Origin of the sequence: Tissierella sp., from assembly GCF_031460495.1 — a bacterium.
In the GTDB taxonomy this organism is placed as follows: domain Bacteria; phylum Bacillota; class Clostridia; order Tissierellales; family Tissierellaceae; genus JAVKTS01.
Genome location: NZ_JAVKTS010000002.1, coordinates 66,501 through 84,536 on the forward strand (window position 1 = coordinate 66,501; position 18,036 = coordinate 84,536).

The 18,036-nt window shown below is 31.8% G+C and carries 17 protein-coding genes and 1 riboswitch; all 17 genes read left to right on the forward strand.

The genetic code is table 11. From position 1 onward, the window contains the following. The first annotated feature begins 20 nt into the window (after window positions 1-20). On the forward strand, window positions 21-3,431 hold the full coding sequence (locus RIN63_RS04060; protein ID WP_310443398.1) for an FtsX-like permease family protein: 3,411 nt from the start codon (window positions 21-23) through the stop codon (window positions 3,429-3,431). 115 nt (window positions 3,432-3,546) lie between these two features. Beyond that, a complete protein-coding gene (locus tag RIN63_RS04065) occupies window positions 3,547-4,212 on the forward strand; it encodes a lysoplasmalogenase family protein (RefSeq protein ID WP_310443399.1) in 666 nt (221 codons plus the stop codon). Between the two features lie 97 nt (window positions 4,213-4,309). Beyond that, window positions 4,310-4,918, forward strand: a complete 609-nt coding sequence (locus RIN63_RS04070; RefSeq protein WP_310443400.1) for a superoxide dismutase — start codon at window positions 4,310-4,312, stop codon at window positions 4,916-4,918. Window positions 4,919-5,022: 104 nt separating this feature from the next. Further along, complete coding sequence (locus RIN63_RS04075) at window positions 5,023-5,775, forward strand: sugar phosphate isomerase/epimerase (RefSeq protein ID WP_310443401.1); 753 nt, start codon at window positions 5,023-5,025, stop codon at window positions 5,773-5,775. A gap of 12 nt (window positions 5,776-5,787) precedes the next feature. Continuing rightward, window positions 5,788-6,630 carry a cobyric acid synthase gene (locus RIN63_RS04080; RefSeq protein WP_310443402.1) on the forward strand — a complete coding sequence of 281 codons (843 nt, stop codon included), beginning with the start codon at window positions 5,788-5,790 and terminating at the stop codon, window positions 6,628-6,630. An 86-nt stretch (window positions 6,631-6,716) separates the two neighbouring features. Continuing rightward, entirely contained in the window at window positions 6,717-7,652 is a 936-nt protein-coding gene (gene cbiB / locus RIN63_RS04085) for an adenosylcobinamide-phosphate synthase CbiB (protein ID WP_310443403.1), read from the forward strand. 47 nt (window positions 7,653-7,699) lie between these two features. Further along, window positions 7,700-7,877, forward strand: a riboswitch (cobalamin riboswitch). A gap of 278 nt (window positions 7,878-8,155) precedes the next feature. Then, window positions 8,156-9,196 (forward strand): ABC transporter substrate-binding protein, encoded by a 1,041-nt coding sequence (locus RIN63_RS04090; RefSeq protein WP_310443404.1) that lies wholly within the window; start codon window positions 8,156-8,158, stop codon window positions 9,194-9,196. Between the two features lie 16 nt (window positions 9,197-9,212). After that, window positions 9,213-10,214: an iron ABC transporter permease gene (locus tag RIN63_RS04095; RefSeq protein ID WP_310443405.1), complete on the forward strand. Its 1,002-nt coding sequence runs from the start codon at window positions 9,213-9,215 to the stop codon at window positions 10,212-10,214. Next, window positions 10,214-10,993 carry an ABC transporter ATP-binding protein gene (locus tag RIN63_RS04100; RefSeq protein WP_310443406.1) on the forward strand — a complete coding sequence of 260 codons (780 nt, stop codon included), beginning with the start codon at window positions 10,214-10,216 and terminating at the stop codon, window positions 10,991-10,993. The genes RIN63_RS04095 and RIN63_RS04100 overlap by 1 nt, the downstream gene beginning before the upstream one ends. Window positions 10,994-11,007: 14 nt before the next feature. After that, window positions 11,008-12,057 (forward strand): histidinol-phosphate transaminase, encoded by a 1,050-nt coding sequence (locus RIN63_RS04105; protein WP_310443407.1) that lies wholly within the window; start codon window positions 11,008-11,010, stop codon window positions 12,055-12,057. Continuing rightward, entirely contained in the window at window positions 12,058-13,377 is a 1,320-nt protein-coding gene (locus RIN63_RS04110) for a cobyrinate a,c-diamide synthase (protein ID WP_310443408.1), read from the forward strand. A gap of 3 nt (window positions 13,378-13,380) precedes the next feature. Next, entirely contained in the window at window positions 13,381-14,001 is a 621-nt protein-coding gene (locus RIN63_RS04115) for a precorrin-8X methylmutase (RefSeq protein ID WP_310443409.1), read from the forward strand. Then, window positions 13,998-15,074, forward strand: coding sequence for a cobalt-precorrin-5B (C(1))-methyltransferase CbiD (gene cbiD, locus RIN63_RS04120; RefSeq protein WP_310443410.1), 1,077 nt, complete (start codon window positions 13,998-14,000; stop codon window positions 15,072-15,074). Before RIN63_RS04115 ends, cbiD begins: the two co-directional genes overlap by 4 nt. Next, window positions 15,068-15,664, forward strand: coding sequence for a precorrin-6y C5,15-methyltransferase (decarboxylating) subunit CbiE (gene cbiE / locus RIN63_RS04125; protein ID WP_310443411.1), 597 nt, complete (start codon window positions 15,068-15,070; stop codon window positions 15,662-15,664). Before cbiD ends, cbiE begins: the two co-directional genes overlap by 7 nt. Next, window positions 15,651-16,205 (forward strand): precorrin-6Y C5,15-methyltransferase (decarboxylating) subunit CbiT, encoded by a 555-nt coding sequence (gene cbiT / locus RIN63_RS04130; protein WP_310443412.1) that lies wholly within the window; start codon window positions 15,651-15,653, stop codon window positions 16,203-16,205. Before cbiE ends, cbiT begins: the two co-directional genes overlap by 14 nt. Further along, window positions 16,198-16,953, forward strand: a complete 756-nt coding sequence (gene cobM, locus RIN63_RS04135) for a precorrin-4 C(11)-methyltransferase (RefSeq protein ID WP_310443413.1) — start codon at window positions 16,198-16,200, stop codon at window positions 16,951-16,953. The genes cbiT and cobM overlap by 8 nt, the downstream gene beginning before the upstream one ends. Further along, entirely contained in the window at window positions 16,950-18,011 is a 1,062-nt protein-coding gene (gene cbiG / locus RIN63_RS04140; RefSeq protein WP_310443414.1) for a cobalt-precorrin 5A hydrolase, read from the forward strand. The genes cobM and cbiG overlap by 4 nt, the downstream gene beginning before the upstream one ends. Window positions 18,012-18,036: the final 25 nt, after the last annotated feature.

The following is an 18,036-nucleotide window of genomic DNA, read 5'->3' on the forward strand; positions in this document are numbered from 1 at the left end:
ATGGGATAGGGGGGAATCAAATGAAAATGAAAGATATTGCTAGAAGAGGACTTAAAGGTAGGAAAAAGGACACTCTTCTACTTAAATTGGTTATAACATTATCCTTTATATTTATAGTTACATCAACTATTTTTGAAGCTAGTATAGGAAAGACTAAATTAGAACAGAGGCTTGACCTTTATGGAGAATGGAATGCTGCATATTTAGGAGGCGATGAAGAAACTTTCGAGAAATTAAAATCCGAACCTGATATAGAAAAATTAAGCAGTAGCTTGATTATAGGCGAATCTTTTAAATCTGGTGTTATAGGAACATTTAATCAAGATTTAATAGATATGGGAAGATTGTCATTATATAAAGGTCGCTACCCAGAAACTTCTAATGAGATAATGGTGGAATTAAATCAAATGACTAATATGGGACTAGAGCTTGAAGTGGGGCAAAAATTAGGAGTTGATATTTATATTCGGACGATTGATGTAGATCCAAAAGAATATATCCTAAATCTTAATCAAGAATTATTTGAACGAAGTGGTGGTCAAGCATCTAAAACACAATATCAGAAAGAATTAGATAGTCTTTATGAAGAAAGACTAGCAATTATAGCCATAGAAGCTGAAAGCGAAGAAGATAATGAAGAGAAGGATGAGCAGTTAAGAGAAATACAAAGTAAAATAAACAAGATATATGATGAGCATATTTTTACTTATGAAGTTGGCAGACCAGAACACTACAAACATCATGAAACTCCTTTTGAAATAATAGATGATGTAACGGTAGTAGCTAGTAATGATTATTTTTTCTATTACTTATCTGGAGACGAGGTCAACCCTGAAATAATTAGAGAAAAGGGCTTATTACATAATCAAAATCTTGTATTAAAGAAAGAGTTTATAATTACAGGTATACTGGATACTTATACTGATAAATGGGACTTGGGAGGATATAAATCTCCAAATACTTTTTTAACAGAAGAAGGTGGAAGGTCTTTTATTGATGCCTTGTATAGTACAAGTTTGGGAGATTTTTCAGATTATGAATTTGATTATAATACATTCATATATTCAAAATCATTTAATCAAGAGCTAATGGCAAATCTTGAGATGAATTATCCAAACAGAGAAAAATCTTCTGAGGAAATAAAAATACAAAATTTTGGAGACTTTAATACTTGGATGTCTATGTATGGCATGAGCAATGAAGAAGTAGAATCATATCTAGAAAAACAAGAAGAACTGATGGAAAAACTCAGTGTTAAGAGAAAACCAGAAGAATGGAGAGATGATTCCTTAGAAGGCTCGCAAAAAACTGGAGGTAAAATAGAGGTAAATACAGCTAACTTGCGTCAAAACAGATTTTCCTATCCAGATCATAGTGTTTCAACAGAATATGTTTTAACCTTAACTATTATAGCAGTAATCTTTATTGCTACTGCATTAGCAATATTCCAGATATTTTTAACTCAAATGAAGAGAAGATCAAGAAAGATAGTTTTATTAAAATCCATAGGTGCCACTAATATGCAGATTATAAAAGTTCTTGCCTTTGAAGGACTATATCTTTTAAAAAATGGTCTTTTAATAGGTATCCCTGGAGGAGTTGGACTGGCCGCTGCTATTATTTATTCTATGAATACTTTTGGAGGAAGGGATCTTCAGTTTCATGTAATTCCAACATTCTTTATACTTGGTATAATAGCAGGTTGTTTAGCTTTATTTATAGGTATGGCTGTTCCAATGTTTTTTGCCATAAGAATTCCTTTAGTAGGTACCATGTCAAAACCTCCAAAGCATAAGATAATTAAACATAAGGAAAATGAAAGCAAAAAGATTTATCGCCAGACTTTTAAGTATATTAACTGGAAATATTTTAAGTTAAATAAAGCTAAGACATTTATATCCTTTGGCATATCTTTTATTACAATTACAATACTTTTAACTACTGTTTTACTTTGTTATCTCTCTTTTGATAACTATAGGACCACAGTTTTAGTAAAGAATAGACCAGATTATGCAATGGAAGCATTTTTTGGTGAAACTAGTAGACAAATTTGGTCTTTAGATAAAGAAATATTAGCAATCGAAGGGGTTGAATCCATAGAATCATATAAAGTTGGTAAGCAAACATTTCTATGGTATGAAGGTATAGAAAAGAATGAGATGTTACAAACATTCGATAATCTATTGCCACCAAGACTACTAAATAGTCATTTTTCTTTCTATAATAAAGAACTTGAAGATCAACCTGAGTGGATTAACAATGCACTATATACTAAAATTTATAGTATAGATCCTAGTGGTAGCTTATATAAGCGTTATGAGGCCATGCTAACAGAGGGAACTATAGACAAAACAAAATTTACAAAGGGTGAAGAGGTCGTTCTGCTGATCCCAATGTATCTCCAAGGAGATAGTAATATAGAAGCAAAACCTTTTGAGGAAAAGAAAGTATTAGATGCTACAAATGAAGATAATAGAATGAATTGGATGTTTGAGCAAACGGGCTCTTACAAAACTACTTATTCTAGTAGATATAAAAACTACTATAGTAGACAAAAGGATATAAAACCAGGGGATACAATCTACTTATCTGCTGACAAGGAGCAAGTAAGTGGTGAATCACTTTTATCTTCCTATTCTAGTAAAGAAGTTGTTGTTGGAGGGATAATATACTATTTTGATAAAGATGAGATTTGGCCATTTTCAAATAATGTTGCACCCTATGCTGTAATTGGATCTCATAATTGTATGGAATCAATATATCCAAATTCCAAATTTGGAATGGGGTACTATAGTCCTAGTCAGATGAAAACAATGATAGATATTTTTTACCCATATAGATATGGTCGTACATTATGGTATATAAATACTAATTCAAATGTGGAAGACCCAGTATTGGATTCTAAGTTGCTGACTTTTGCTAATCGCAACAGCTATACCCTTTACAATTATAAAGAGAGTAATGTTCAATTGTATCAAGAAGCCTTTAACAATGCCTTAATAATAGCATTATTAGGTATCACATCAGCAGCTATTGCATGTATTATTTTATACAATACTTTAGTATCTAAGATGGAGCAAGATAAAAATAGAATTGGAATACTACAAGCACTTGGAGTAACAAGAAAAGAGTTTTCCAAACATTATATTTCTGTTGGAGTATTAAATGGATTACTTGCTGTCTTAATTGTTAATCTAGGATTAATGATTGTAATGTTTATTACTTCTGTAATTGCAATTGATGGGATGACCTTATCCTTTGCTGACTCAATAAAAGATATATTTGTTTACAGACTTTGGCAATATCCATGGATGCTCCATACTATAATATGCATAATATTTTTCATATTAACAGTAATTATGAATTATTTACCTGGCAGGAAAATTGCAAAAGACTATCCAGTTGAAAATATTAGGAGTTTAAGTAGATAATATAGCAAGGGATAAACTAGCAAATAATAGCAAAATATATTTTTAGATTATAGCCAAACTATTAAAAAGAACTTACAGCTAGAGGGTGAAGGTCATAATCTATGAATCAAAAGTAATGAGATCAATATTAACAATTATATTTATATTATATGTTTCCTTTGTTTATATGGAATTTAACAATATTAAAATAACAATGCCCTTAGAATCACTCAAATATATAGGTATATTACTTTGTTTTTTAATATCCTTGACTATAGAAGGAAAGGGGCTAAATGCAAGAGATACAAGGCTATTACAAATTGGTATGTTCTTTACTGTTATAGCAGATCTCTTCCTTGTAATATTAGATTATTATTTCTTAGGTGTATTAGCATTTTGTATAGTTCAATTAATTTACATTAAAAGATACACAGAAGACAGATTTTCTTCAATTTTCAAGAAATCAATTATTTCACTTATGTCTATTTTTATAGTTTATTTTATCATTAGAAGATTTATTGTTGATTTGGATATAATATTTCCATTGGCAATCTTTTACTCCATATGCTTATTTATTAGTATTATTAAAACTATAGATGCAATGGAAAAGAATATCTATCCATATCCAAATAAACTTATGATAATAGGTGGAATGATATTATTTACTTTGGGTGATATAAATGTTGGCCTATCTTATTTGGGAATAAACTACGATCTTTCAACTAATTTAATTTGGGTATTTTATTTTCCTTCACAAATACTCTTATCCTTAAGTGGATATAATTACAAAAATAAATTTTAATTTTGGCAAATGATAATGTTTATCATTTAAAAATATGGGCATATATATAATACAGTGATAATTATGAAATTAATATATATGACAAAGGAGAGATACAATGAAATTTTTATTGCCAGAATTAAAATATTCTTACGAAGGATTAGAACCACATATAGATAAACTTACAATGGAAACTCATCATTCAAAGCACCATCAGGCTTATGTTGATAACCTAAACAAGGCATTAGAAGAGCATGAAAAATATCAGGAAATGGAAATTGAAGATATACTAAAATCCCTAGATACTTTACCAGAAGCTATTAAAAATGCAGTAAGAAACAACGGTGGTGGGCATTATAACCATTCCTTATTCTGGGATACTATGTCACCAAATGGTGGCGGTAATCCAGAAGGCGAGTTGGCAAAGAAAATAGATGAGGATTTAGGTGGATTTGAGAAATTTAAAGAGGATTTCAAAAAAGCTGCATTAGGTCAATTTGGTAGTGGATGGGCATGGTTAGTGCTAGATAATGGAAAACTTTCAATAGTTCCTACTCCAAACCAAGATAATCCAATATCACAAGGAAAGACTCCACTTATTGGTATAGATGTATGGGAACATGCATACTATCTAAAATACAAAAATAAAAGAGCAGATTATATAGATTCTTGGTGGAATCTAGTTGATTGGAAGAAAATCGAAGAAATATACAAGAGTAATAAATAAGACCTATGACATTTGCGACAGGAGATGATTCCTGTCGCAAATTTAATTTTACTAGACATTGATTAGGATAGTTATATATAATGATTGGGGAAGGATGTGAATATATGGAAAGAAAGATATTGAAAACCATAAGGACAGTAGATAGTCTAGATATAGAAGAAATAAAAGAGTTAAATATGAGTATTGAAATACAGGATTTTACTGAGCCAAATTTGCTTGTTTCAGAATTAGCTATAGCAATAGCTGTTTATAAAGAAAAGCTTAAGGATTTCAATGATATCAGAGCTCTACATGGTCCATTTTTAGATTTAAAGCCTGCAAGTCCAGATAAGTTAATTAGGGAAATAAGCTATAATAGGTATTTAAACACAATAAATATAGCTAAAGAGCTTGATATAGATTATCTAATATTTCATAGCCAAATAAGTCCATATTTGAATCAACCAAGTTTAAGAAAGCTAAATAATCTCCAAAGCAAAGAATTCTGGAGAAAGATATTAAATGAAGTCCCAGATTTTAATGGAATCATACTATTAGAAAATATATTTGAGGAAACACCTCTTATGTTAAAGGAATTAGTTGAAACAATAGATTTACCTAATATTAAGATTAACTTAGATATTGGTCACGCTAAATTAGGGAAAGTTTCTCTGGAAGAATGGATAAAGGAGCTTAAAGATTATATTTTTTATATACATGTCCATTCCAATGATGGATTGTATGATGACCATCAGAGTCCAACTGACGAGGAAATAAAGAATCTATATTGCTTACTAGATAAATACTCATTAAACCCCATATTATCATTGGAATATCAAGTAGACAATCTGGAGAAAGAAATAAAGAGATATTTATAGGAGGAAAATGAAATGACAAATATTATGATACAAGGAACTACTTCTTCTGCAGGTAAGAGTCTTATGTGTACAGGGTTATGTAAGATATTTAAAGAAGATGGATATAAGGTATATCCCTTTAAATCTCAGAATATGTCATCAAAATACTATACTACTAAAGAAGGATATAAAATAAGTACAGCTCAAACCTTGCAAGCAATGGCAGCTGGACTAGAACCAGATCCAAATATGAATCCAATCTTACTTATACCAAGAACTGATATAGGATCAATGGTGGTTATAAAAGGTGAAGATCAGGAACACATGGAGGCTATAGAATATTTCAAGTATAAAAATACTCTTAAGCCAATGATTTTAGATACATATAAAAAGATAGAAAAGGAAAATGATATAATTGTTATTGAAGGAGCAGGTAGCCCAGCAGAAATTAACTTAAAGCAAAATGATATAGTCAATATGGGTATGGCTGAAATGGCAGATGCTCCAGTGCTTTTAGTAGCAGATATAGATAGAGGAGGAGTATTTGCTTCCCTTTATGGTACTGTGATGTTACTGGAAGAGCATGAAAGAAAGAGGATAAAGGGTCTTATAATCAATAAATTTAGAGGTGATAAGACTTTATTAGATTCGGGAATTAAAATGATTGAAGAAATATTAAATATACCAGTTATAGGCACTATACCTTTTACACATTTAGAATTAGTTGATGAGGATTCCTTAGTAGATTATGAGAAAGAGTGCAATACAAAACCACAGACAGAAGAGCAAATGGAAAGAGAATTAAGTAAATGGGCAAATGTTTTACGGGAGCATATGGATATGGATTTTGTTTATAGGATTATGGGAGTAAAATAAATCTGCGAATAGTGAGTAGTGAATAGACAATAGCCAATAGAGGAAAGTAGGGACGACCTTTGGTCGTCAGGTAAGGAGAATTAAAGATGCTAATTAGTATAATACTTGCAGTAATTCTAGATTTTATTATTGGAGATCCATATAGCTTTCCTCATCCGGTAAAGCTAATGGGCAGAATAATTTCCTTTGAAGATAAATTAGCCAGAAGAGTAGCTAGGTCGAAACAAGGACTAAAATTAGCTGGATTTATCATTGTTATAATAAATATTTCACTAGGTTTTTTTGTGCCATATGTATTTTTACAATTTTTAAAACAGTATAAAATACTATATATCATAGTAAATACCTATTTGATCTATACTTGTATAGCTGCCAGATGTTTACATGATGAGGCTATTAAAGTTTCTAAAGCCATAAATATTAGCATAGAACAAGGAAGGACAAGGCTTAGCTACATAGTTGGTAGAGAAACTAAAAATCTTGCAGAGGAAGAAATTATAAAAGCGACGGTAGAAACTGTGGCAGAGAACACATCTGATGGGGTCATTGCTCCATTATTTTATATAATGCTTTTAGGTGCTCCTGGAGGACTAGCTTATAAGTTTATAAATACTATGGACTCTATGTTAGGATATATGAATGAGAAGTACATAGACCTTGGATATTTTCCTGCAAAAGTGGACGATATATTTAACTATATTCCTTCTAGGTTAACTGGAATATTAATGTGCCTAAGTTCTCTAGGGAAATTCAATGCAAAAGATGGTATCAAAGTAATGATAAGAGATAGAAAAAATCATAAAAGCCCAAATTGTGCCTATCCAGAGGGAGCTGTGGCAGGGCTTCTAGGTATTCAGTTAGGTGGAAACAATTATTATCATGGAAAGTTAGTAGAGAAGCCAACAATTGGTGATAGGATAAATGATATTACAAAAGTAGATATTAATAATACTATAGAAATTATGTATCGTAGTGAATTTTTACTTTTAATCACTTATTTTGCATTGAACTATTTATTGTAGAATTAACTTGAATTAAACATAGGATTGTGATAGCATAAAAAAGAAAACTAAATATAATTACATTAGGTTCTACAAGATTAATAGGGAAATCGGTTAAAGTCCGATACAGCCCCCGCTACTGTAAGTGATGATGAAATCAACTTATACCACTGGAGAAATCTGGGAAGGTGTTGAGAGTAAAATGATTCACAAGTCAGGAGACCTGCCTAATAGTATTAAGTGACCTTCGGTGGGAAGGAAAAGCTCGTAATTGTACTATTTTTACATAATTTTTAACACTAGTATAATTTCCATCCCTAATCTGATTTCAGGTTAGGGATTTTTATTTTCCATTGTAGGTCAGCTAATTTAGTAATAAATGATTATTCCTTTAAAGATAAAAGAAAGGTGGTTGAGGAAGGATCTAATACATACTAAGAAAGGATATTATCAGAAAACCATATGGCATTTAATGATAATGACTACATATTATCAGTTATGCTAGAAAAACTAGGAGGATTACAATGAAAAATAAAAAAGCATTATTATTAATACTAGTCATAGTACTAATAGCAGGAAGCTTGGCAGGGTGTAAATCTAAGGAAAATGATAAACCAATAGCTAGGATTGAAGACAACAGTAAAGAAATTGAATCTATTTCCACTTCAACTGAAGATATGATGGATGAATATGGAATCATAATTACAGATGATACAGTACAATTTACTGATGGAAGAAATGAGGAAGTTACAATAAATAAGAATCCTGAAAGAGCAGTAGTACTTTTTGCATCTTTTGCAAATATTTGGGTTAGAAATGGAGGAGATATGGTAGGAATGGTGGAGCCTTCAAATGAAGACTTTATACCAGGAACTGACCATGTGGAAACACTTGGCAAGCAAGGTTCCATAAGTCTTGAGAAAGTTATAGCATTAGAGCCTGATTTAGTAGTTTTAAGCTATAATACGAAATCACATCTTGACATGATTCCAGCCCTAGAAGAAAATAACATTCCAATCATGGTATTGGATTATCAATTTAAAGATGATTATTTTAAAATATCTAAGATATTTGCAGCATTAAACGACAATATGGAAGTATATGAGCAAGATACAAAAGTTGTAAAAGAAGAAACTCAAAGAATAATCGATAATGTTCCTAAGGACAAAGAATTAAAAGTACTTATTATAATGGCGACAAAAAATAATATCAATGCTAGGAATTCAGAAACCACAATAGGAGAAATGTTTAAAGATCTCAATACCATAAATATAGCAGATTCATCAAATGATACCTTAAGTGATAAGAACTTTAGTCTTGAAAAGATTATTGAAGAGGATCCCGATTTTATTTTCGTACAAGCCATGGGGTCTGATATGGCAGCAATTGAAGAAAGATTAATAAATGATGTTAAATCAAATCCTGCATGGTCATCTTTATCAGCAGTAAAAAATGATAGATATATATTATTAGATAAAAGTTTATATACCTATAAGGCAAATGAAAGATATGCAGAAGCCTATGAAGAATTAGCAAAGATTCTATATCCAGAGGTATTTAAATAAACAATAGGAGAGTGCTATGATTAAGTATATTGAAAATGAATCTAAAAAGACTATAATCCTAGGCGTTTTTATACTATTATTCATAGTGAGTTTCTTTTTTAGCGTTGGTAATGGAGCAGTGAAAATTAGTCCTTTAAGTATAATTAAGTCCATATTTGTTGAACAGGATACAACTAATTTTCAAATAATATGGAATGTAAGACTACCAAGAACCATAGTTGCAGCCTTAGTAGGCATATGTTTATCATTGTCCGGTGCAATACTTCAAGGAATTATGAGAAATCCCCTGGCAGGACCCAATATCATAGGAGTTTCCTCCGGGGGAGGCTTCTTTGCTTTAATTATTCTAATAATCTTCCCACAATATTATTACTTAGTGCCAATAGGAGCTTTTATTGGAGCCTTATCAGCCACATTATTTATATATTCCTTGGCATGGAAAGAAGGTGTACTTCCTACAAGGCTGGTACTAGCAGGAGTAGCAGTATCATCGCTCTTTAGTGCAGGTAGCAATGGGCTTATGACATTTTTCCCAGATAGAGTACAAGGGGTCTTAGGATTTATGGTGGGAGGATTATCTGCTATTACTTGGAAGGATGTAAGGATGATTCTACCCTATGCAATACTAGGAGTCATACTATTGCTATTTTTACCAGATAAATTAAATATTCTTATGTTAGGTGATGAAGTAGCCACGGGTCTAGGATTAAAGGTAGAGAGGACAAGATTTCTATTTATTATAATCTCATCTTTATTGGCAGGAGCAGCTGTATCTGTAGTAGGTTTATTGGGATTTGTTGGCCTTATAGTACCTCATATGGCTAGATTATTTGTTGGATCAGATTATAGATATCTTTTTCCAGGAACCCTTTTCTTTGGCGGATCCATTGTGATGATATGTGACACTTTAGCTAGAATATTATTTGCGCCAACTGAAATTCCAGTGGGGATTATTATGTCAGCATTAGGAGCACCTTTCTTTCTTTATTTATTGAGAAAAAAGGAGGTAGCTAAGTAATGGGGATAGAAGCTGTAAACTTACAAATTAAATATGGAGACAAATTAGTATTGAAAGATGCCAATGTAAAAATAAATAGTGGTGAAATAGTTACAATTATTGGACCAAACGGCTCAGGAAAAACTACACTTATTAAAGCACTGTCAAGATGCCTAAGACCACATACAGGAAGGATATTCCTTAATGGAAAGGATATATATAAAATACCAACCAAGGAAATAGCCAGGGAGATGGCCATATTACCACAGGTAAAGAATGTATCTCAAGATATCACTGTAGAAAGTTTAGTTTCCTATGGAAGATACCCTCATCTAAGTTTTAAAAAAAGAATGAGTAAGGATGATAAAAGTATAATCGATTGGGCTATTGAAAAGACTGGACTTATAGAACTTAGAAATAGACATGTAGTTACTTTATCAGGTGGAGAAAGACAAAGAGCTTGGATTGCCATGGCTTTAGCACAAAACCCAAAGATATTAATTCTTGATGAGCCAACTACTTATTTAGACATATCCTATCAATTGGAAGTATTGGAACTAGTAAAGGAATTAAACCAATCCTTAGGTATTACAGTTATTATGGTTTTACATGATTTAAATCAAGCAGCAAGATATTCAGATAATATTTATGTAATAAAAGATGGAGAGATTTTTCAATACGGGAAGCCAGATAGTATTATAAGATCAGAATTATTAAAGGATGTATTTAGAATAGAGTCTAATATATACAAGGATGAAGTAAATAATTGTCCATATTTTATACCAAATAAGATCGTGTAAAGAAGGTGAAGAAATTGGAACATGGAGGAGATTTATTATCCTATGAAAATTGCTATAATGGAGAGTTAATAGATTATAGCAGCAATATAAATCCCTTAGGACCACCAAAGGGATTAGAGAAAGTGCTCATAGATAGCTTCAAAGATTTAGAGGCATATCCAGACATAAAGTATAGAAAGCTAAAAGAAGCTATATCTCAATATTTAAATTGTAGTATTGCTAATATAGTAGTTGGAAATGGTGCAGTAGAGCTAATTGACAATTTTATAGACATATCCAATAGAGTGTTGATTTGTACTCCATCCTTTTCTGAATATGAGAAAAGAGCTATTGTTCATAAAAAGGAAGTCATTAGAGTTCCATATAATTTAGATTATACAATAGATAGCTTAACTATAGGAAATAAGATTCAAAAAGATGATCTAGTAATATTAGGTAATCCCAACAATCCAACAGGCCTAAGAATTGATAAAGTAGAATTGATAATGTTATATAATAGCATTGTAAAATCTGGAGCATATTTATTATTAGATGAGGCATTCTTTGAGTTCTGTCCTATAGACTATGATAGTATAGAGCTTTTTAGACAAAGTAATTATGAAAATCTAGGTATTATAAGAGCTGCAACAAAATTCTTTGCATTACCTGGCATAAGACTAGGCTATGGTTGCACATCTATATCTTTAGCTGAAAGGATATCTAAAATTCAGTTACCTTGGAGCGTTAATTCCTTGGCAGAATCAGCAGGAAGATACATATTTAAAGACAAAGAATATATAGATGAAAGTAAAAAGTATATAGATAATGAAAGAAAGTACATGATCGCAGAACTATCAAGGATTTCCAGTATAAAGGTATATCATACAGAAAGCAATTATATTTTAGTTAAGTTACTAAAATGGGATGAAGAATTTGTATTTGATTTTTTCGTAAAAAGAGGAATAGTAATAAGGAAATGTTCAAGTTTCATTGATCTTGATACAAAGCATATTAGACTTGCCATAAAGAGCAGGGAAGATAATATGAGACTTATAGAAATCTTTAAAGAACTGGAGTGTATATAAATGGAATCTATAATGATTACTGCTCCATCTAGTAATACCGGTAAAACCACTATTACCCTTGGATTAACTAGGGCAATAAAAAATAGGGGAATAGATATATCTGCTTTTAAAACGGGCCCAGATTTTATCGATAGAAAGTATTTAGAAGTGGCTTCAAAGAAACGGGCTGGAAATCTTGATATGCATTTAATGGGAAGAAAAGGAATTAAAGAATCTATGGCCATGAATTATGGAGAATATGCCTTAATAGAGGGAGCCATGGGATATTTTGATGGCATATATAATACCTTTGAAAACTCCAGTTTTCATATATCTAAGGAACTGGACATACCTGCCATTTTAGTATATAGCCCTCAAGGAGAGATGTTTTCAGCCATTCCAAAAATAAAGGGGATAGTAGAATTTCCAGATTCAAAGATTAGAGGAATTATACTCAATAAAGTAAGCAAGGAGATGTACTTACTATTAAAGGAGAAAATAGAGGAATACATAGATGTAAAAGTATTAGGCTATCTTCCAAAAGATTTATCCCTAGAAGTAGAAAGTAGATATCTTGGCTTAATGCAAATTTATGAAAATACTAATTGTGAAGAATTTATGTCTAAAGTAGCTGAAACTGTGGAAAAGACCATAGATATAGATTTGCTTTTAGACTTAGCTAGAGATGTAGAGATTATTCCCAATAAAAGTCTGAAAAAAAGGGATATAAGAGTTGCCATAGCCTATGATGATGCCTTTAACTTTTATTATAATGAAAATTTAAATTTACTAGAAAATACATGTAAAGTAGAATATTTTTCTCCTCTTAAAGATAAGGAAATCCCAGAAGCGGATATTATATATATTGGGGGCGGATATCCAGAGCTGTATAAGGAGGAATTATCATCAAATACAGATATGATAAATACCATAAGAAAAAATGCTATGAAGGGTAGGATAATATTAGCTGAGGCAGGGGGTCTTATGTATCTAGTATCCTCAATAGAAGATTATCCAATGTGCAACATATTTACAGGAAATGCAGTTATGACAGATAGGCTACAAAGATTTGGATATGTGAATTTGGAATTAAAGCAAGATACCATATTGGGCAAGAAGGGCAGTATAATTACTGGAAATGAATATCATCGTTCTGCCATACACATAAATGATTCAACTGTATTTAATATTACTAAGCCAATGAATAATAAAAAAACATGGCAATGTGGATATATATATAAGAATGTATTGGCATATTACCAGCATATTAATTTCCTTGGAAATATGGAGTGCTTTGAATATTTACTGAGTTATGCAGAAAATCATAGCAAAGGAGAATAAGAAATGTATATTAAAAATCCTATGGAAATAGAAAATAAGAGCATGGATATTATCGATGAGGTCATGGGAGATACTAATTTCTCAGAGGAAGAAAAAATAATTGCAAAGAGAATGATTCATACTACTGGAGATTTTGATTATAGGAATATAATTGTATTTAAAAATAATTTTATTGAAGAGGCAAAAAAGGTTATTTTAGAAAAAAATATTATATTTACAGATACAAAGATGGCCTCTATTGGAATCAACAAGCCAGCCCTTAATAAATCGGGGTGTGAATTAAAATGCTATATAGATGATGAACGAGTTTTTGCTCTATCTAAAGAGTTGGGAACTACAAGGTCTGCCTGTGCAGTGGATTTAGCTGTTAAAGATGGGGTGGAAGTATTTGTCATTGGCAATGCACCTACTGCCTTGTTTAGGATATTGGAGTTAGTTAAAGAAGGTAAGGTCAATCCAAAACTAATAGTAGGAGTCCCTGTTGGCTTTGTAGGTGCGGCAGAGTCAAAGGAATATTTAAGAGAGTTTAATATACCATCAATATCCACCGTAGGAAATAAGGGTGGAAGTAATGTAGCAGCTTCCATTATCAATGCCCTATTATATATGGTGGTAGGCAGATGACCTTAGATTTATATGTAATTAAGGAAGGGAAGAGTTTGAGATGTGGATATACTACAGGTTCCTGTGCAGCTGCAGCAACTAAGGCTGCTGCCATTATGCTTGAAACAGGTGGGATAATAAAATATGTTGAGATAGATACACCTGCAGATGTTAGATTAAAGCTTGAAGTGACAAATCCATTTATCGAAGATAATATAGCAATCTGCTCTATTGTCAAAGATGCTGGAGATGACCCTGATAATACTGATGGGATAGAAATATTTGCAGAAGTCAGAAAAAGGGAAGATGGAAAGATAAATATAGATGGGGGAACAGGGATTGGAAGAATAAAAAGAAAAGGCCTATTTGGTAAGGTAGGAGAAGCAGCTATCAATCCAATACCTAGAGAGATGATTCAAAAAGAATTAAAAGAAGTCTCAAATAGTGGATATGATGTACTTATATTTTCACCCCATGGTGAGATTATTGGGAAAAAGACATTTAATGAAAATATAGGGATTGAAGGTGGAATCTCTATTATAGGAACTAAAGGTATAGTGTATCCAATGTCTGAGGAAGCCCTAATAAAAACCATTTATATGGAAGTGGATATGGCAGAGGAGACATACGGAAAAGATCATATAGTTCTGGTACCAGGGAATTATGGAGAAAAGATATCTGAATCAATGGGTATCCATAAGCCCATGGTAAAGGTTTCTAATTTTTTTGGGGATAGTCTTTTATATGTATATCATAAGGGATTTAAGTCCATTACCTTAATAGGTCATATAGGCAAATTTGCAAAATTATCTATAGGAGTATTTAATACTCACAGTAAAGTATGTGATGGAAGAATGGAAGCCTTTATCTACTATTTATCATTAATGGGAGCACCAATGGAATTACTAAATAGAGTAAACAACTCAATTACAGCTGAGGAAGGCTTAAATATCTGCATAGAAGCAGGATATGGTCATGTTAAAAAGCATATGGAAAAGGGTGCAGAAGATAGAATAAGAAAATATCTAAAGGATGAAAGCTATAATATTAAGGTAATCATCTATTCCATGGAAAGGGGAGTGAGCATATGCTGACTATAGCAGGTGTAGGACCAGGGAATCCCAGATATTTAACCTATGATGTTAGAGAGAAAATAGAGGAAGCAGAGTATATACTGGGATTTGGTAGAGTTGCAAACTCATTAACTGATATCCGAGATGATATTGTGCAAGTAAATAAAGTGGATGAAATATTAAACTATATAGATAAAGACAAAGAAACTCTTTTACTTGCCTCAGGAGATCCGAATTTTTTTGGTATAGTAGATTTTATTAAAAGAAAAGAAATACCTATAAAAGAGGTCTTACCTGGCATATCTTCATTCCAATATATGCTGGCAAAACTTCAAAAACCATGGCAGGAATCATTTTTTTTGTCCCTCCACGGAAGAAGTGAGGAATTAAAAGAAATTAAGGGAAAGAAACTTACTATATTACTTATAGATAAGGATAATACGGCAAGCAATATATCAAAGGAACTTTATGGATTAGGAATTAGGGGAAAAATTTATACAGGATTCAATCTATCCTATGATGATGAAAAAGTAATTATCAAAAATATTGGAGAAGAAATAGAAGATGTATCTTCCCTAGGAGTGGTGGTTATTGAAAATGAAATGGATTAAAGATGAGGAATTCATGAGAGGCAATATTCCCATGACTAAATTTAATATCAGGGTACTAACAATGGGATACTTAGCCATAGAAGAAGGAGATAGACTACTGGACATTGGAGCAGGGACAGGCTCTATATCCATAGAAGCAGCCCTTCATGGAGCTAAAGTTTGTGCAATAGAAAAGGAAAAAGAGGGCATAGAACTAATAGGGATTAATAGTAAAAACTTTGGCACAGATATTCATTTAATACATGGACAAGCTCCAGATGCCCTTCCCACAGATAGATTTAATAAATGCTTTATAGGAGGCTCTGCTAGCAAATTAGAAGAAATATTCTTATATCTAGAAGAAAATCTAGAGGGCAAGGGAATCGTATGTGGGAATTTCATAACCTTGAAAAATCTAAATAAGTTCATTGAATTTTTAAACAAATATAACTACAAAGATATAGAAGTACAATTAATCCAAGCATCAGTCATGGACAAAATAGGACTATTAAAAGGGCAAAATCCAATCTTTATAGTAAAAGGAGTGAAATCTAATGATTAGTTTTGTAGGTGCAGGACCAGGAAATGTAGATTTAATTACAGTAAAAGGAAGAAAGCTCTTAGAAGAGGCAGATGTAGTCATATATGCAGGTTCATTAGTATCCAAAGAACATTTAGAATTTTGCAAAGGAGAAGTTCAATTGCATAATTCAGCTTCAATGACATTAGAAGAGGTAATTGAAGTAATGGAAGACTCAACAAAGAAAGATCTAAAGCTAGTTAGACTTCATACAGGAGATCCTACAATTTATGGAGCCATAAGAGAGCAAATGGATTTGTTAGATAATAAGGGTATTTCCTATGAGGTTATACCAGGAGTCAGCTCATTTACAGCTGCTTGTGCATCTATTAAAAAGGAGTTGACACTTCCTGATGTATCTCAGACCATAATACTAACTCGAATAGAAGGCCACACTCCAGTACCTGAGGAGGAGGACCTTGAATCTTTGGCTAAGCATAGAGCTTCAATGGCAATATTCCTTTCAGTACAAGAAATTCATAGAGTAGTTGAGAAACTAATAAAGGGATATGGCAGTGATGATGTGCCAGTTGCCATAGTGTATAAAGCAACATGGGAGGATGAAAAAATTATATTTGGTACTCTTAAGGATATTGAAGAAAAGGTAAAAAAAGAAGGGATCAATAAGATGGCTCAAATTTTAGTTGGTGATTTTATAGAAGGGGATTACGAAAGATCAAAGCTATATGATCCAAGTTTTACACATAAATTCAGGAGTGCATCAAAATGAAAATAGCTTGTTTGTCATTTACTGAAAAAGGTAAAATTCTAGGTGATAAACTGAAATCTTTAGATATAGAGAGCAAATTTCATGTAATTCATCATCTTTATAATAAGGATATACATGGTGGAATAAAAGGTTTTTTGAGCAGTTCTTGGGATGAATATGATGGCTTTGTATTTATTTCTTCTACTGGAATAGCTGTAAGGATGATAAATCCATATATAAAGGATAAAAGCATAGATCCAGCAATTGTGGTAATAGACGATTGTGGAAGATTTTCCATATCCCTATTATCAGGGCATTTAGGTGGAGCAAATGAATTATCCAAATGGATAGGGGAAATGATAAATGCCATTCCTGTCATTACCACAGCATCTGATAATAGAAATATAGAGTCTTTAGATATGTTTGCTCAGAAAAATAAATATTATATAGAAGATATGGAAGCTATAAAAAATATTACAGCAATGATGGTAAATGGTAAAAGCATTGCTTTCTACTCTGAAGAGGACAAAATAATAGATTATCCTAATCTTCAAGTTTTATCATTGAAAGATGTTATTCTGAATGAAATTACCTCTGGCGTAGAGGGCATGATTATAATTAGTTCAGCAAATTTAGAAAATCAGGACAATGATATTCCAATAGCATATTTGAGACCTAAAAATATTAATATTGGTATAGGTTGTAGGAAAGGTATAGAAGGAAGAAGAATTATTGAGGCAATAGAGACAACCCTTGGGCAAGTAAATTTATCCGATAGGAGTATCAAGGCCATTGGAACAGTTGAAGTAAAAAAAGATGAAAAAGGAATTATTGAGGCAGCGGAGTACTTCAATTGTCCAATGAAGATATTTACCATTGATGAAATAAAAGAAGTAGAAGATAATTTTGACAAGTCTCAGTTTGTTAAGGATACCATAGGAGTTTATTCAGTTTCTGAGCCCGCAGCATACTTGCTTGGAGGAAATTTAATTGCAAAAAAAGCTAAATATAATGGTATTACAATATCTATATCAAAGGACATAGGAAGTATTAATTTCTATGAGAAGGATAATAAATAATTATATTGAGAGGATATAGTATAAA

Coding starts and splice junctions, on each gene's coding strand:
- RIN63_RS04065 (WP_310443399.1), top strand. CDS start 3,547: ATGAGATCAATATTAACAATTATATTTATATTATATGTTTCCTTTGTT.
- RIN63_RS04075 (WP_310443401.1), top strand. CDS start 5,023: ATGGAAAGAAAGATATTGAAAACCATAAGGACAGTAGATAGTCTAGAT.
- cbiD (WP_310443410.1), top strand. CDS start 13,998: ATGACCTTAGATTTATATGTAATTAAGGAAGGGAAGAGTTTGAGATGT.
- RIN63_RS04080 (WP_310443402.1), top strand. CDS start 5,788: ATGACAAATATTATGATACAAGGAACTACTTCTTCTGCAGGTAAGAGT.
- cbiT (WP_310443412.1), top strand. CDS start 15,651: ATGAAATGGATTAAAGATGAGGAATTCATGAGAGGCAATATTCCCATG.
- RIN63_RS04070 (WP_310443400.1), top strand. CDS start 4,310: ATGAAATTTTTATTGCCAGAATTAAAATATTCTTACGAAGGATTAGAA.
- RIN63_RS04095 (WP_310443405.1), top strand. CDS start 9,213: ATGATTAAGTATATTGAAAATGAATCTAAAAAGACTATAATCCTAGGC.
- cobM (WP_310443413.1), top strand. CDS start 16,198: ATGATTAGTTTTGTAGGTGCAGGACCAGGAAATGTAGATTTAATTACA.
- RIN63_RS04115 (WP_310443409.1), top strand. CDS start 13,381: ATGTATATTAAAAATCCTATGGAAATAGAAAATAAGAGCATGGATATT.
- RIN63_RS04110 (WP_310443408.1), top strand. CDS start 12,058: ATGGAATCTATAATGATTACTGCTCCATCTAGTAATACCGGTAAAACC.
- cbiG (WP_310443414.1), top strand. CDS start 16,950: ATGAAAATAGCTTGTTTGTCATTTACTGAAAAAGGTAAAATTCTAGGT.
- cbiB (WP_310443403.1), top strand. CDS start 6,717: ATGCTAATTAGTATAATACTTGCAGTAATTCTAGATTTTATTATTGGA.
- cbiE (WP_310443411.1), top strand. CDS start 15,068: ATGCTGACTATAGCAGGTGTAGGACCAGGGAATCCCAGATATTTAACC.
- RIN63_RS04090 (WP_310443404.1), top strand. CDS start 8,156: ATGAAAAATAAAAAAGCATTATTATTAATACTAGTCATAGTACTAATA.
- RIN63_RS04060 (WP_310443398.1), top strand. CDS start 21: ATGAAAATGAAAGATATTGCTAGAAGAGGACTTAAAGGTAGGAAAAAG.
- RIN63_RS04100 (WP_310443406.1), top strand. CDS start 10,214: ATGGGGATAGAAGCTGTAAACTTACAAATTAAATATGGAGACAAATTA.